Origin of the sequence: Saccharopolyspora taberi (assembly GCF_039534165.1) — a bacterium.
In the GTDB taxonomy this organism is placed as follows: domain Bacteria; phylum Actinomycetota; class Actinomycetes; order Mycobacteriales; family Pseudonocardiaceae; genus Saccharopolyspora_D; species Saccharopolyspora_D taberi.
The window spans coordinates 529,966-542,941 of sequence record NZ_BAAAUX010000014.1; the positions used below are offsets into that span (position 1 = coordinate 529,966).

General features: G+C 72.6%; 11 protein-coding genes. 3 read left to right on the top strand and 8 right to left on the bottom strand.

Features of this window, described 5'->3' with window-relative positions; genetic code table 11:
* The first annotated feature begins 7 nt into the window (after positions 1–7).
* Positions 8–1,147, top strand: coding sequence for a GDSL-type esterase/lipase family protein (locus ABD691_RS16750; protein ID WP_344680687.1), 1,140 nt, complete (start codon positions 8–10; stop codon positions 1,145–1,147).
* A gap of 153 nt (positions 1,148–1,300) precedes the next feature.
* Complete coding sequence (locus tag ABD691_RS16755) at positions 1,301–3,346, top strand: diguanylate cyclase (protein WP_344680688.1); 2,046 nt, start codon at positions 1,301–1,303, stop codon at positions 3,344–3,346.
* A gap of 104 nt (positions 3,347–3,450) precedes the next feature.
* On the opposite strand, the gene ABD691_RS16760 is transcribed toward ABD691_RS16755, so the two are convergent.
* The 6 genes from ABD691_RS16760 to ABD691_RS16785 form a co-directional block, all read right to left on the bottom strand.
* Positions 3,451–6,132 (bottom strand): fumarate reductase/succinate dehydrogenase flavoprotein subunit, encoded by a 2,682-nt coding sequence (locus ABD691_RS16760; RefSeq protein WP_344680690.1) that lies wholly within the window; start codon positions 6,130–6,132, stop codon positions 3,451–3,453.
* Positions 6,129–6,905 (bottom strand): ABC transporter ATP-binding protein, encoded by a 777-nt coding sequence (locus tag ABD691_RS16765; protein WP_344680692.1) that lies wholly within the window; start codon positions 6,903–6,905, stop codon positions 6,129–6,131. Before ABD691_RS16765 ends, ABD691_RS16760 begins: the two co-directional genes overlap by 4 nt.
* Positions 6,902–7,675, bottom strand: a complete 774-nt coding sequence (locus tag ABD691_RS16770) for an ABC transporter permease (RefSeq protein ID WP_344680694.1) — start codon at positions 7,673–7,675, stop codon at positions 6,902–6,904. The genes ABD691_RS16765 and ABD691_RS16770 overlap by 4 nt, the downstream gene beginning before the upstream one ends.
* Positions 7,676–9,079 carry an ABC transporter substrate-binding protein gene (locus tag ABD691_RS16775; protein WP_344680696.1) on the bottom strand — a complete coding sequence of 468 codons (1,404 nt, stop codon included), beginning with the start codon at positions 9,077–9,079 and terminating at the stop codon, positions 7,676–7,678.
* A gap of 7 nt (positions 9,080–9,086) precedes the next feature.
* On the bottom strand, positions 9,087–9,314 hold the full coding sequence (locus tag ABD691_RS16780; protein ID WP_344680697.1) for a 4Fe-4S dicluster domain-containing protein: 228 nt from the start codon (positions 9,312–9,314) through the stop codon (positions 9,087–9,089).
* 169 nt (positions 9,315–9,483) lie between these two features.
* The gene (locus tag ABD691_RS16785) at positions 9,484–10,266 is read right to left on the bottom strand and encodes a GntR family transcriptional regulator (protein ID WP_344680698.1); all 783 of its coding nucleotides are present in this window, start codon (positions 10,264–10,266) and stop codon (positions 9,484–9,486) included.
* A gap of 253 nt (positions 10,267–10,519) precedes the next feature.
* Here ABD691_RS16785 and ABD691_RS16790 point away from each other — a divergent pair, with 253 nt between their 5' ends.
* Positions 10,520–11,638, top strand: a complete 1,119-nt coding sequence (locus ABD691_RS16790) for an MsnO8 family LLM class oxidoreductase (protein ID WP_344680699.1) — start codon at positions 10,520–10,522, stop codon at positions 11,636–11,638.
* A gap of 55 nt (positions 11,639–11,693) precedes the next feature.
* On the opposite strand, the gene ABD691_RS16795 is transcribed toward ABD691_RS16790, so the two are convergent.
* Both ABD691_RS16795 and ABD691_RS16800 read right to left on the bottom strand, forming a co-directional pair.
* Complete coding sequence (locus ABD691_RS16795; protein WP_344680702.1) at positions 11,694–11,903, bottom strand: hypothetical protein; 210 nt, start codon at positions 11,901–11,903, stop codon at positions 11,694–11,696.
* Positions 11,904–12,035: 132 nt separating this feature from the next.
* Entirely contained in the window at positions 12,036–12,794 is a 759-nt protein-coding gene (locus tag ABD691_RS16800) for an endonuclease I family protein (RefSeq protein WP_344681312.1), read from the bottom strand.
* Positions 12,795–12,976 lie beyond the last annotated feature (182 nt).

Genomic DNA, 12,976 nt, shown 5'->3' on the forward strand with positions numbered 1-12,976 from the left:
TCAGACCATGACGACTACCTGGGTCGCGGGATTCCGCTCCGCGGTCATCAGCCCGCACGAGGCCATTTCGCTCAACCCGGCGCTGGGTTTCGCCGACCGCACGGTGCGCCAGGTCCTGCACCTCGACGGCGGTGGGGCGGCGCTGCGGGTGCGGCTGAGCAACCGCTACGGCCGCGCCCCGCTCACCGTCGCCACCGCCCGGGTCGCGCTGCGCACCGCGGGCAGCGGGATCGACACCGGCACCGACACCCCGGTGCGGTTCGAGGGCGAGGCCGCGATCACGATCCCCGCCGGTGCGGACATCGTCAGCGATCCGGTCGAGCTGGCGGTGCGCGCGGGCGACGACCTGGCGCTGAGCCTGCACCTGCCCGAGGACACCGGGCCCACCACCTACTCGCCCCGGCCGGTCGAGACCGGTTACGTCGTCCCGGGCGACCGCACCTCGGACGAGGCGCTCGCCGATGCTGCGGAGATCGACGTTCGGCCCCTGGTCACCGGCGTGGACGTACTCGCGCCGGAGGGCACCGCGGTCGCGGTGGCGTTCGGGGACTCGTGGTTCGGCGGGGTCGGCAGCACCCCCGGCGCCAACCGGCGCATGCCGAACCTGCTGAACCAGCGGCTCGACCGCGGCTGGGTGGTCAACCAGGGGATCGCGGGCAACCGCCTGCTGCGCGACGGGATCGGCGAGCACGCGCTGGCCCGCTTCGAGCACGACGTGCTGGCGGTGCCCGGCGTCCGCCACGTGCTGCTGCACTTCGGGATCAACGACCTGGCCCTGCCCCGCAGCTTCGAGAAGGACCGCCCGCTGCCCACCGAGGCGGACCTGATCGCCGGGTTCACCGCGCTGGCGCACCGGGCGCACGACGCCGGGCTGACGGTCACCGCGGGCACCATCGGGCCGTTCGCGGGCGTGGCCCACAAGGGCGTCGACACCCCGGAGGGCCGGGTCATCCGGCACCGGGTCAACGACTGGCTCCGGGACAGCAAGCTGTTCGACGCGGTGGCCGACTTCGCCGCGGCGGTGCAGGACCCCGACCGGCCCGACCACCTGGCGGCCGAGTTCGACAGCGGCGACCACCTGCACCTCGGCGACGCCGGTGCGCAGGCGCTGGCCGACAGCGTCGACATCGCGCGGCTGGGGCTCTGACCTGCCCCGTTTCTGTCCTTGAAGGACAGTTCAGCGGGCGGGCGGCCCGCCCGCCGCGTCCGGGCCCCGGGTGATCGCCGGAACCCAGAATGCGGGAACCTGGTTCCCGCTACGCTGTTCTTCCGGCATCGCCCTCCAGGACGAAAGGCCGCGATGACTGCACCGTCACGCCCTGCCGTCGGCGACCGGACGTGGTTGTTCTACGTGATGTTCGGGTCGGCGCTGACGCTGGTCTACTACGCGCTGCCGACCGGCGGCGGCTGGGGTCCCGCCCGGGTTGTCGTGTACTTCGCGATCAGCGCGTCCGCGGTCCCGGCGATCGTGCTCGGCATGCGCGCGCACCGGCCGGTGCCGCCGTGGCCGTGGCTGTTCATCGGGATCAGCCAGCTCATCTTCGCGCTGGCCGACGCGAGCTTCTACACCGCGCACCTCGTCTTCGGCATCACCACGTTCCCGTTCGTGGCCGACGTGCTCTACATCTGCCACTACCCGGTGGTCGTCACCGGGCTCGCGCTGCTGATCGGGCGCCGGTCGCCCCGGCGGGACCTGCCGAACCTGCTGGACGCGGCGCTGCTCGCGGTGGTCGCGGCGATGCTGTCGTGGCTGTACCTGATCGAGCCGTACGTGCAGGCCGGGGCGCCGCAGCGGGTCAGCGTGGCGTCGCTGGCCTACCCGGTGCTCGACCTGGTGCTGTTCGCGGTGGCGCTGCGGCTGATCCTCAGCTCCGGGCGGCGGCCGACGGCGTTCTTCCTGCTGGCGTTCAACCTCGCGGCCTTCGTCACCGCCGACACGTTCTACGTGGTCCAGCAGATCGGCGGCGTCTACGGGCCGGGGACCTTCCTCGACGCGGTGTGGCTGTCGGGCAACATCGCCCTGGGCGCCGCCGGCCTGCACCCCACGATGGCCGCGCTCGGTGAACCGGCACCGCACCGGGACATGCACCTCGCGTCGTCGCGGGTCGTGGCGCTGGCCGCCGCCGCTCTGGTGGCGCCGGGGGTGCTCCTGGTGCAGCACTTCCGCGGCGCTTCGCACGACGTCCCGGTGATCGCGGCGGCGTGCGCGGTGCTGTTCCTGCTGACGATCACCCGCCTGGCCGTGATGGTGTCCCAGCAGCGCAGGCTGGCGGTCACCGACGTGCTGACCGGCCTGCGCACCCGCCGCTACTTCGAAGCCTCGCTGTGCCGGGCGCTGGCCCGCTGCACCCGCCCGCCCGCGGTGTTCGTCATCGACATCGACCGCTTCAAGGCGATCAACGACCGCTACGGTCACCCGGCCGGTGACGGCGTGCTGGTCGAGGTCGCGACCCGCCTGCGCGGAGCGGCGCGCGACGGGGACGTGCTGGCGCGCTACGGCGGCGAGGAGTTCGCACTGCTGGCGTTCGACGTGGAACCGGAGGCGGTGCCCGCGATCGCCGAACGGTTGCGCGCCGCGGTCGCGGGAGCGCCGGTCCGGGTGTCGGACGAGGACCGGCTCCCGGTGACGGTGTCGGTGGGCGCGGCGTGCGCCGGGCGGACCACCGAAGAGCTGATCGCCGAAGCGGATCGAGCCCTGTACGCGGCGAAGGCCCAGGGCCGCGACCGCGTGACGGTCGGCGATCCCGGCACCGACCACGCGGCGGCGCTGGCCTACCTGCGGTCCACCGCGGACCAGGTCGACGGCCTGCTGTCGACCTGCCCGCACGGCCGCCCGGTGGGCCGCTGGGCGCGGCTGGTCTGCGAACGGCTGGGCTGCGACCGGACGACAGCGGCCAACGCCGAACTGGCGGGACGCCTGCACGACATCGGCAAGATCCTCATCCCACCGGAGGTGCTGGCCAAGCCGTCGGCGCTGACCGAGGCGGAGTGGGGGCTCCTGCGCCAGCACCCCGACCACGGGTTCCGGCTGATCAACGCGGTCCCCGGGCTGGACGAGATCGCCGCGATCGTCCGCCAGCACCACGAACGCGTCGACGGCGCGGGATATCCACGCGGCCTGGCGGGAAACGCGATCCGCTTGGAGGCACGGGTGATCTCGGTCTGCGACGCCTGGGCGACGATGGTGTCGGACCGCCCGTACGCCACCCCGCGCACTCCCGAGGACGCGGCGGAACAGCTGAGGCTGGGCCGGGGGTCGCAGTTCGACGCCGACGTGGTGGACGCTTTCCTCGCGCTGCACGCCGAGGGCCAGATCGAGGCGCTTTGGGAGCGCGCCGCTCTTTGAGCCCGGCACCCAACCGCCCAACGCCGCATTCCGAAGCGGCGGAGCCCCTTCGGTCCCGAGACCTGGGGCGCCGAGCGCCCCGGAAACCACAGCGAAACCGAAGATCACCCCACGACCTGCCGCGCGAAAGCGCGCACGTCGGCGTCGGAATCCGAAAGCGCCGCCCGCAAAGCCGCCCGGACCTCGGCGTCGCCGCTCCACCCGGCCAGCGACTTCGTCGCGGCCTTGCGCACGTCCAGGTGCGGATCACCGAGCAGTCCGATCAGCGCCCGCTTCGCGCGCTCCTCGCCGAGCGCTCCCAGCGCCTGCGCAGCGCCCTTTCGCACCTGCCACGCGGGTTCGCCCACCGCCCCGAACGCCCGCTCCGCGAGCGGACCGGACGTCCCCAGCGCCTCCGCCGCCGCCAACGCCGCCGCGCGCACCAGCACGTCCTCGTCAGAAGCGAGCTGAGCCAGCACCGGAGCCGATCCGCGGTCGCCGACCGTGCCGAGGCCGGTCGCCACCACCACCCGCACCGCGCGGGAAGGATCGGCTGCCGCCGCGGCGAGCACGTCGGCGGCGTCCAGCGACACCGCACCGCGCACCGCCTCGATCCGCACCGGCACGTCGGAGTCGGCCAGCCCCGACCGGAACGTCTCCCGAGTTCCCAGCCCGAGCGCCCGGAGCAGGTCAAGGACGCTCGCCCGCACCACCGGGTCCGGGCTGGTCAGGGTGTCGGTGAGCGCGGTGCCCAGCGTCGGCTCTCCTGGCAGGACCTCGGCGAGTTCGAGGAGTCCGGACGCGGCGGCGCGCCGGACCTCGGCGTGCGCGTCGGTCAGTGCGCGAACGAGCGCGAAGCCGACACCCGTCGGCGCCGTCTCGGTGAGCGTCGTGATCGCTGCCCGGCGCACGTCGGGGTCGTCGTCGGTCAGGTACTCGTCGATCTCGTCGAGGGTGGGCTGGGACTCCGCGAGCGCCACGACTTCCAGGATCCGCCGCGAGTCCTTCGGCGACTCGCCCGCGCGCTCCGCACGGACCGCATCGGACGCCGCTCGCTGGCCGGGGACGTCCAACCGGTCCGCCAGCACCACGACGTCCTTGTCAGCCGGGACCGTGAACTCCGGCACCGGCACGAGGTAGTCGGCCACCGGCCGCTTGCGGAACTCCATCCCGGACTCGGTCTTGCGCAGGTTCAGGTGGTACATCCAGGTGTCGTCGTCGCGGTCCGGGTGGTCCAGGTTGTCGTGGTAGAGGCCCCAGCGGCTCTCGGTGCGCGTCAGCGACGCGCGGGCGGCCATCTCCGCGCAGTCCCGGATGAACGAGACCTCGGCGCAGCGCATCAGCTCGTGCGGGGTGCGCGCCCCCATGCCGAGCAGTTCCCGCTCCATCCTGGCGAAGGTCTCCACCGCGATCCGCAGCTTCGCCTCGCTCTTGGGCGGAGCGACGTAGTCGTTGACGAACCGCCGCAGCTTGTACTCGACCTGCGGCTGCGGCGGGCCGTCGGGATTGTCCAGCGGCCGGTAGACCAGCTCCCGCGCGGCGTCGAGCTGGTCGGCGGGCAGCTCGGCGGAAACCGGGTTCTCCCTGGCGAATCCGGTCGCGTGCGCGCCCGCGAGATCGCCGAAGACGAAGGCGCCGATCATGTAGTTGTGCGGCACGCACGCGAGGTCGCCCGCCGCGTAGAGGCCGGGCACGGTGGTCGCCCCGTGCTCGTCGACCCACACCCCCGAGGCGGAATGCCCGCCGCACAGCCCGATCTCGGAGATGTGCATCTCCACGTCGTGGCTGCGGTAGTCGTGCCCCCGGTTGGCGTGGAAGGTGCCGCGGGTGGGCCGCTCGGTGGTGTGCAGGATCCCCTCCAGCGCCGAGATCGACTCCTCGGGCAGGTGGCTGAGCTTGAGGTAGACCGGCCCGCGCGCCGAGGAGATCTCCCTGGCGACCTCGGCCATCATCTGCCCGGACCAGTAGTCGCAGTCGACGAACCGCTCGCCCCGGTCGTTCACCTGGTAGCCGCCGAACGGGTTGGCCACGTAGGCGCAGGCCGGGCCGTTGTAGTCCTTGATCAGCGGGTTGATCTGGAAGCACTCGATCCCGCTGAGCTCGGCCCCGGCGTGGTAGGCCATCGCGTAGCCGTCGCCCGCGTTGGTGGGGTTCTCGTAGGTGCCGTACAGGTAGCCGCTGGCGGGCAGGCCCAACCGCCCGCACGCCCCGGTCGCCAGCACCACCGCCCCGGCGGCCACCTCGACGAAGTCACCGCTGCGGGTGTCGAACGCGGCGACGCCGACGGCCCGGCCGCCGTCGGTGAGCACCCGCACCGGCATCACCCGGTTCTCGATGGTGATCCGCTCCCGCATCTCGCGGCGGCGCAGCACCCGGTACAGCACCTTCTTGACGTCCTTGCCCTCGGGCATCGGCAGCACGTAGCTGCCGGACCGGTGCACCCGGCGCACCGCGTACTCGCCGTACTCGTCCTTCTCGAACTTCACGCCGTAGCGTTCGAGCCGCTGCACCATGTCGAAGCCGCGGGTCGCGGTCTGCCGGACGGTGCGCTGGTCGACGATGCCGTCGTTGGCGCGGGTGATCTCGGCGACGTAGTCCTCCGGCGTCGCCTTGCCGGGGATCACGGCGTTGTTCACGCCGTCCATGCCCATCGCGAGCGCACCCGAGTGCCGCACGTGGGCTTTCTCCAGCAGCAGCACCGAAGCGCCGTGCTCGGCGGCGGTGATCGCGGCCATCGTGCCCGCGGTGCCGCCGCCGACGACGACCACCTCGGCAGCGAGCCGCCGGGTCGCGGCTGGGTAGGTCATGATCCACCTCTCCTGGTCGGGTCGGTCAGCGCGGCCAGGACGCGCGCTCTCGCGGCGTCCTGCGGTGCGCCGGAACGGGGCTCGGCGATGGTGATCTCGTCGACGACGCCGGAGCCACCCAGCGCGCCGGAGCCACCCAGCACCACGACGCGGTCGCCCAGGCGCACGGCCTCGTCGACGTCGTGGGTCACGAACAGCACGGTCGCCGGCCGGGCGGTCCGGACTTCGAGCAGCAGGTCCTGCATGGCGGCGCGGGTCTGCGCGTCGAGCGCGCCGAAAGGTTCGTCCATCAGCACCAGCCCGGGCGCGGCGACGAGTGTTCTGGCCAGCTGCACGCGCTGGCGCATGCCGCCGGATAGCTCCTTGGGCAGCCGCTGGGCGTGCTCGGCGAGCCCGACGCGGGCCAGCCAGTCCGCCGCCCGCTCGCGACGCTCGGACCTGCGAACTCCCCTGAGCGCCAGGGGAAGTTCGACGTTGCGGGCGACGGTGAGCCAGGGCAGCAGGGCGTCGTCCTGGAACACCAGCGCCCGGTCGGCGTCGGTGCCCGCGACCGGACGGCCGCCCACCCGCAACGCCCCGGAGTGCACCGGCAGCAGACCGGCGACGGCGCGCAGGAGGGTCGACTTGCCGCAGCCGGAGGCTCCGACGATGACGACGATCTCGCCCGGCCGGACGTCGAGCGCGACGCCGTCGAGCACCGGGCGCTCGCCGTAGCGCAGGCTCAGGTCGCTGATGCCGACCGCGGCGCCCGCGGGCGCTTCGAGCGTGGTCACCGGCTCACCTCCGGTTCCCCGGGCAGCCAGCGGGTGAGCCTGCCGCCGAGCCGTTCGACCCCGGCCGAGGTCGCCCAGCCCAGCACGCCGATGGTGATCATCCCGACCAGCACGCCCGGGTAGTCCACGACGGTGTAGGACTGCCAGGTGCGGTAGCCGGTGCCGAACTCGCCGGAGATCATCTCGGCGGCGATCAGGCAGATCCACGCCACCCCGATGCCGACCGACAGGCCGCTGAACACGCCGGGCAGGATTCCCGGCAGCACCACGGTCCGCAGCACCTGCGCCCGCGACGCGCCCATGGTGCGCACGGCGTCCTCCCACACCGCAGGCAGCGCCCGCACCGCGTGCCGGGTGTTGACCACGATCGGGAAGAACGCCGAGACGAACGTGATGAACACGATCCCCTGCTCGTTGCTGGGGAACAGCAGGATCGCGATCGGAACCAGCGCGATCGCCGGGACCGGCCGCACCACCTCCAGCAGCGGTTGCAGCAGGGTCGCCGTCGTGCGGGAGCGGCCGACCGCGACCCCGACGGCGATCCCGGCGAGGGCGGCGAGCGCGAAGCCGCTCAGGATCCGCAGCAGGCTCTGCGCGAGGTCCCGGTAGTAGACCGTGGTGGTCAGCTGCGCGGCGAACGCCTCGGCGACCTCCGACGGCGCGGGCAGCCGGTCGAAGTGCAGCCAGAGCTCGGCGTCGGCGCCGGAGAGCAGTTCCCACAACAGCAACGCGGTGACCAAGGAGGACACCCGCAGCAGCGCACGTCGCATCTACGCCTCCCCGATCGCGTCGCGGTAGCCGACCTCGACCGCGCCGAGGTGCTCGGCCTGGTAGCGCCGAGCGGACGCCGGGGTGGCGAACGGCACGAACCGGGATTCCGGCGATGCGGCGGGATCCCGCACCCAGGTCGCCTTGTCCGCGAACCACCGGGTTCCGGTCAACGCGTCCGGCACGTACGCGGCGCGCACCGCCCTGCCCTGGGTTTCCGCCTGCCTGATCTGGCGCAGCAGGCAGGTCGGACTCACCGCCGGGCTCGTGCTGTCCTCATCGGACAGCCAGACCTCACCCGCTGTCGCGGGATCCCGCACCTCGGCTCCGCAGACCGGGTCGGTTCCCCTGATGGGACTCGGGTTCGCGGTGCCGGCCGCGTCGGCGTCGTAGCGGTCGCCGTAGGCCGCGCGCAGCGGCCCGTCGTCGATGAACGAGCCGAGGTCCAGTTCCTGGAGCGCGCTGATCTCCTTGAGGAACGGGACGTCGGCGGCCAGCGCCTCGCGCTGGCCCGGCTTGATCGTGGGGTCGAAGGTCACCTGACCGCCCGCGCCGTTGTAGAGGTAGACGACCTCCGGCGGCAACCCGGTCGCGTCGGCGACCTGGCGGGCGGACCGCAGCGGGTCCTCGTGCAGGTAGCGGGTGGCGTCGAACTGGGCCTTGAGGAACGCGTCCAGCACCTCGGGCCGCTCCTCGATGACCTCGTCGCGGGCCACGACTCCGTGCAACGTGGGCACGTCGAGCTCGGCGCCGTCGTAGACCGGCCGCGCTTTGCCCTGGAAGACCAGGAGCCCCGGCCACGCCACGAACTGCGCCAGCCCCTCGGCACCGCCGGACTCCAATGTGGAGGCACCGACCGCCGGTTCCTGGTTCTGCACCGAGACCTCCGCGCCCGCCCGGCGCAGGGCCTGCACCAGCGTGCCGTGCGCGGCCGAGCCGACGCTGGTCGAGACCCGCTTCCCGGCGAGGTCGCCCAGCTCGCGGACCGGCGATCCGGGGCGGCTGACCACCATGTTCAGCGCCCCGCGCTGGTTGTAGCCGGTGACCGACACCAGCTTGGTGCCGTCCCCGCCCCGCGCCCGCGAACCGTTGATCAGCAGCGGGTAGTCGCCCATCGAGCCGATGTCGATCTTGCCGGCCAGCATCTGCGCGGTGATGGGCGCGCCGGTCGAGAAGTCCTGCCACGACACCGAGTACCGCTTTCCGGTGCGCCGACCGAGCTCGTCGAGCCTGCGTTCCAGGAACCCGGTGGCGCGCAACAGGGTTCCGGCGGTCACAGTGTTGATCGTCTTCGACTGGTAGCCGACGACCACCTCGACGTCGTCGGAGGCCGCCGCGCTGCACCCGGTCAGCGCGGCGGACAGGGCGGCGAGCGCGATCAACGCGCGTTTTCCTGGTGATGTCATGGGTTTCTCACCTGAGCAGGTAGGGCATGTTCACGGTCACGGCTCCGGTGGGGCAGCGCGCGGCGCACGGTCCGCAGTACCAGCACTCGTCGACGTGCATGTAGGCGTTGTCGGTCTCGGGGTCGATGGCCAGGGAGTCCAGCGGGCACATGTCGACGCACAGGCGGCAGCCGTTCAGGCACAGCGATCCGTCGATCGTGACCGGGACGTCGGCCCGGTTCTCGGCGAGGGACATGCGGGACCTCCGTGTGGTGGTGGGAAATCCGCCCGGGAAGCGGGCAGCACGAGGACACCGGCGCCGACGGCCGGTGCGGTCTTCCTAGCAGTGGTGCGGGATCAGCGCGGACACAAGGAGCTGGCGACGCGGCGCAGGTCCACGTACGCGCGGGTGACCAGGTCGACGCTCATCGCCGGTCCTCCCGCGCAGGGCGGTGCAGCACCGTGTTCATCGTCATCCGGTCGCCCCGGAAGCGCAGGAACTCCAGGTCCACCGGGCTGCCGTCAGCGAGCCGGGTGAACCGCTCGGCGACCAGCATCGCGCCCCCGAGGGGAAGTCCGAGCATCGCCGCGGAGTGCGCGTCGGCGTTGACCGCCTCCAGCGTGACCTCCGCGGTTCCCAGCGGCTGGCCGCAGATCTGCTCGATCAGCCCGAACACGTCGCGGTTGCGCAGGTCGTGGGCGATCAGCTGCTCGCCGATCTCGGGCACCAGGTAGGTCAGATCCACCGACAGCGGCAGCCCGTCGAGCCTGCGCAGCCGCTCCAGGTAGATCACCGGCGATCCGGCGGGAAGCCGGAGCCGGTCGGCGACCGAGCGCGGCGGCCGGATCGGGCCCGCGGTGCGCACCTCGTTGGTGATCCCGCCGTAGGGGCGCATGGTCTCGGCGAGGCCGCGCAGGTGGTCCAGCGGATGCGCGTACTTCTCCGTCGACACCCGCGTGCCCAGTCCGGGCACGCGCTCGATCAGCCCTTCGCCGCGCAGCAGCTCCAGCGCTTCGCGAATCGTGTTGCGGGACATGCCGAACTCCGCGCCCAGCTCCCGCTCGTCGGGCAGGTGGCCCTGCGGGAAGTCGCCGCGGTCGATCTGCCTGCGGATCACCTCGGCGACCTGCCGGGCTCGGTCGGCGCGCCGCCTGCGGCCGAGCACGTCGGGGCGCAGGACAGCGGATCCGGGGCGTGCAGTCGTCACGGTCCGACCTTCCTGCGTCGACGGGCTGGGTGTGGCGTCCAACCTCGGTTCGCCGTGTTTCCGAGATGTTCCGCTGGTGTTACGCACGTGTTACGCCACTTGATCATGAGCTGTTCCGGCGCTCCCACCTGCGGCGGCCCGCCCGGGACCGGCCCGATCCGCCAGCTCGGCCGCGCGGCGGGATCTCCCGCATCCTGGAACGCGGCATCATCCGGCGCGCGGGGCGTTGCACCGGGTGACGAAAGGAAACGAGATGCCTGCTGCCACGCCGTTGTCCGTGCTCGACCTCTCCCCCGTCGTCTCCGGCCAGACCGCGGCCGACGCCCTGCGCAACACCCTCGACCTCGCCCAGCACGCCGAGCGGTTCGGCTACCGGCGCTTCTGGCTGGCCGAGCACCACCTGGCCCCGGGAGTGGCCTCGTCCTCGCCCGCCGTGCTGGTGGCCGCCGTGGCCGGGCGGACCCGGACCATCCGCGTCGGTTCCGGCGCGGTGCTGCTGGGAAACCGCACGCCGCTGGAGGTCGCCGAGGACTTCGGGACCGTCGCGCAGCTGCATCCCGGCCGCGTCGACCTCGGCCTCGGCCGCTCGGCGTACGGGCGGATCGGCGATCTGGCCCGGAAATCGGCCGCACCGCCGCAACCCGCGGCCGACCGGGTGGTGGACGGCCTGCTCGTCCCGGCGCCTCCACCGCGTCAGCACGCGCCGCACCTGGTGGAACGCCTGCGCACGCACGCCGGACTGCTCGGCGCGTTCGAGTCCGGCGACTACCGCGACCAGGTCGGGCACGTGCTGGACTTCCTCACCGGCAGGTACCACGGCGAGGACGGGTCGGCGCACCGCTCAGCGGTCGCGGAGGGAGCCGACCTGGAGACCTGGATCCTCGGTTCCAGCGCGGGCCCCAGCTCGCGGGCGGCGGGCGAGCTCGGGCTGCCGTTCGGCGCGAACTACCACGTGACACCGTCCACTGTGCTCGGTTCGATCGCCGCCTACCGCGAGGCGTTCGTCCCGTCGCGGCGGCTGCCCCGCCCGCACGTCATGGTGTCGGCCGACGTCGTGGTGGCCGAGGACGAGGACACCGCGCGCGAACTGGCCAAGCCCTTCCCGCGGTGGGTGCACAGCATCCGCGCGGGCGACGGCGCGATCCCGTTCCCCAGCCCGGCCGAGGCGGACGACTTCGAGTGGACCGACGAGGCGCGGGCCGCGGTCGACGACCGGGTGCGCACCCAGATCGTCGGCACTCCGCGGGCCGTGGCGGCGCAGCTGCGGGTCCTGCGCGACGCCACAGGAGCCGACGAACTGCTCATCACCACCATCACGCACGACCACGCCGACCGGCTGCGCTCCTACGAACTGCTCGCCGAGGTGTGGTGAGCGACGAAAAAGGGGCCGGGGCGATCGCCCCCGGCCCCTTGGACGCTGAACGGGATCAGTCCTCGACACCGCTCACGGGGCGGCCGTCGAACTCACCGCCCACGCACCACTGACCGTTCCCGTCCGGCACGACCGTGCCGCCGCGCTCGGCGCACAGCAGTCCCGGGACGGAGCCGTCCGCGGCCCCCTCCGCGCCCGCCGTCGCGGCAGCGCCGACCAGCGCGAGGCCCACCAGCGCGAACGCGGACACCGCTCGACCCATCATGAAGCTCTCCTCTCGGCATCGGCCCCGCCCGGAGGCCGAAGGGAACCAACGCCCCGAAGGTCATCAGCAGGTGGCCGCGCCCGCCACGGGAGTCACCGGGATGATCGTCACCCACCCCGTGCCCGGGGGTGCTCAGCGCCAGATCTCGGCGACCCACTCCGGGTGGTCGATGAACGGGTTCCGGTTGTGCTGGAACTGGTCGAAGATGACCTGGTTGCGGCGCTGCTCGGACTCCGACACCGGGTCCTGCTCGTGCCACTGGCGCAGCACCGAGAGCCTGCCCATGAACGGCGCGGAACCGTTGTCGACGTTGTCGTTGAGCTCCAGGTCGGCGAACCCGCCCTCGCCCTCCCAGCGCACCGCCATGTAGAAGATCATGCGCGCGACGTCGCCCTTGACCTCGTCGCGGGGCTCGTAGGAGTCGTCGTCGGTGAAGTTGCCCGGCGCCTCGCCGACCTCGGTACCGCCGTTGTCGAAGTCCTTGCTGCCCCGGGTGCTGTTGACCGAGACGTCGGTCGGGCGCAGGTGGTGGACGTCGGTGCCCGGTCCGGGCGAGGTCCCGAAGTCGCCGTGGGACTTGGCCCAGACGTGCTCGCGGTTCCAGTCGTCGGCGTCGCCGCCGTTGGAGTCCTTGCTCTGGGAGCGGCCGGTGTAGAGCAGGACGACGTTGGCCGGGTTGGCCGGGTCCTCGTCGGTGGCCTTGAGCGCGTCCCACACCTGGTCGTAGTCCAGCGTGGTGACACCGTTGCTGATGATGCCGTGCAGGGCGGCTTCCAGCTCGGGGCCGGTCTTGCCGATCGCGCCCTGGTAGTAGTCCTCGACCTGGTCGGCCGGGGCGGGCGCGGCGGCGGGCGCCACCGGCGCGGTGGCCACCAGCGCGGCGCCGATCATCAGGGGTAACGGTTTCCAGCGGGTGATGCGCACGGGCTTTGTCCTCTCCCCGGGGCGAGCCGGGGCACACCGCGGACAGCACCGCTCGCACCCCAGCCCTGCTGTCGGTCAGCTCAGCGCCGACCCTGCCACAGTTCGATCACTTTCGAGTGAACCGAACGGAGCAGTTCGGTGGCCGCGAG

Coding starts and splice junctions, on each gene's coding strand:
- ABD691_RS16755 (WP_344680688.1), top strand. CDS start 1,301: ATGACTGCACCGTCACGCCCTGCCGTCGGCGACCGGACGTGGTTGTTC.
- ABD691_RS16775 (WP_344680696.1), bottom strand. CDS start 9,079: ATGACATCACCAGGAAAACGCGCGTTGATCGCGCTCGCCGCCCTGTCC.
- ABD691_RS16800 (WP_344681312.1), bottom strand. CDS start 12,794: ATGATCGGCGCCGCGCTGGTGGCCACCGCGCCGGTGGCGCCCGCCGCC.
- ABD691_RS16795 (WP_344680702.1), bottom strand. CDS start 11,903: ATGATGGGTCGAGCGGTGTCCGCGTTCGCGCTGGTGGGCCTCGCGCTG.
- ABD691_RS16770 (WP_344680694.1), bottom strand. CDS start 7,675: ATGCGACGTGCGCTGCTGCGGGTGTCCTCCTTGGTCACCGCGTTGCTG.
- ABD691_RS16750 (WP_344680687.1), top strand. CDS start 8: ATGACGACTACCTGGGTCGCGGGATTCCGCTCCGCGGTCATCAGCCCG.
- ABD691_RS16780 (WP_344680697.1), bottom strand. CDS start 9,314: ATGTCCCTCGCCGAGAACCGGGCCGACGTCCCGGTCACGATCGACGGA.
- ABD691_RS16790 (WP_344680699.1), top strand. CDS start 10,520: ATGCCTGCTGCCACGCCGTTGTCCGTGCTCGACCTCTCCCCCGTCGTC.
- ABD691_RS16760 (WP_344680690.1), bottom strand. CDS start 6,132: ATGACCTACCCAGCCGCGACCCGGCGGCTCGCTGCCGAGGTGGTCGTC.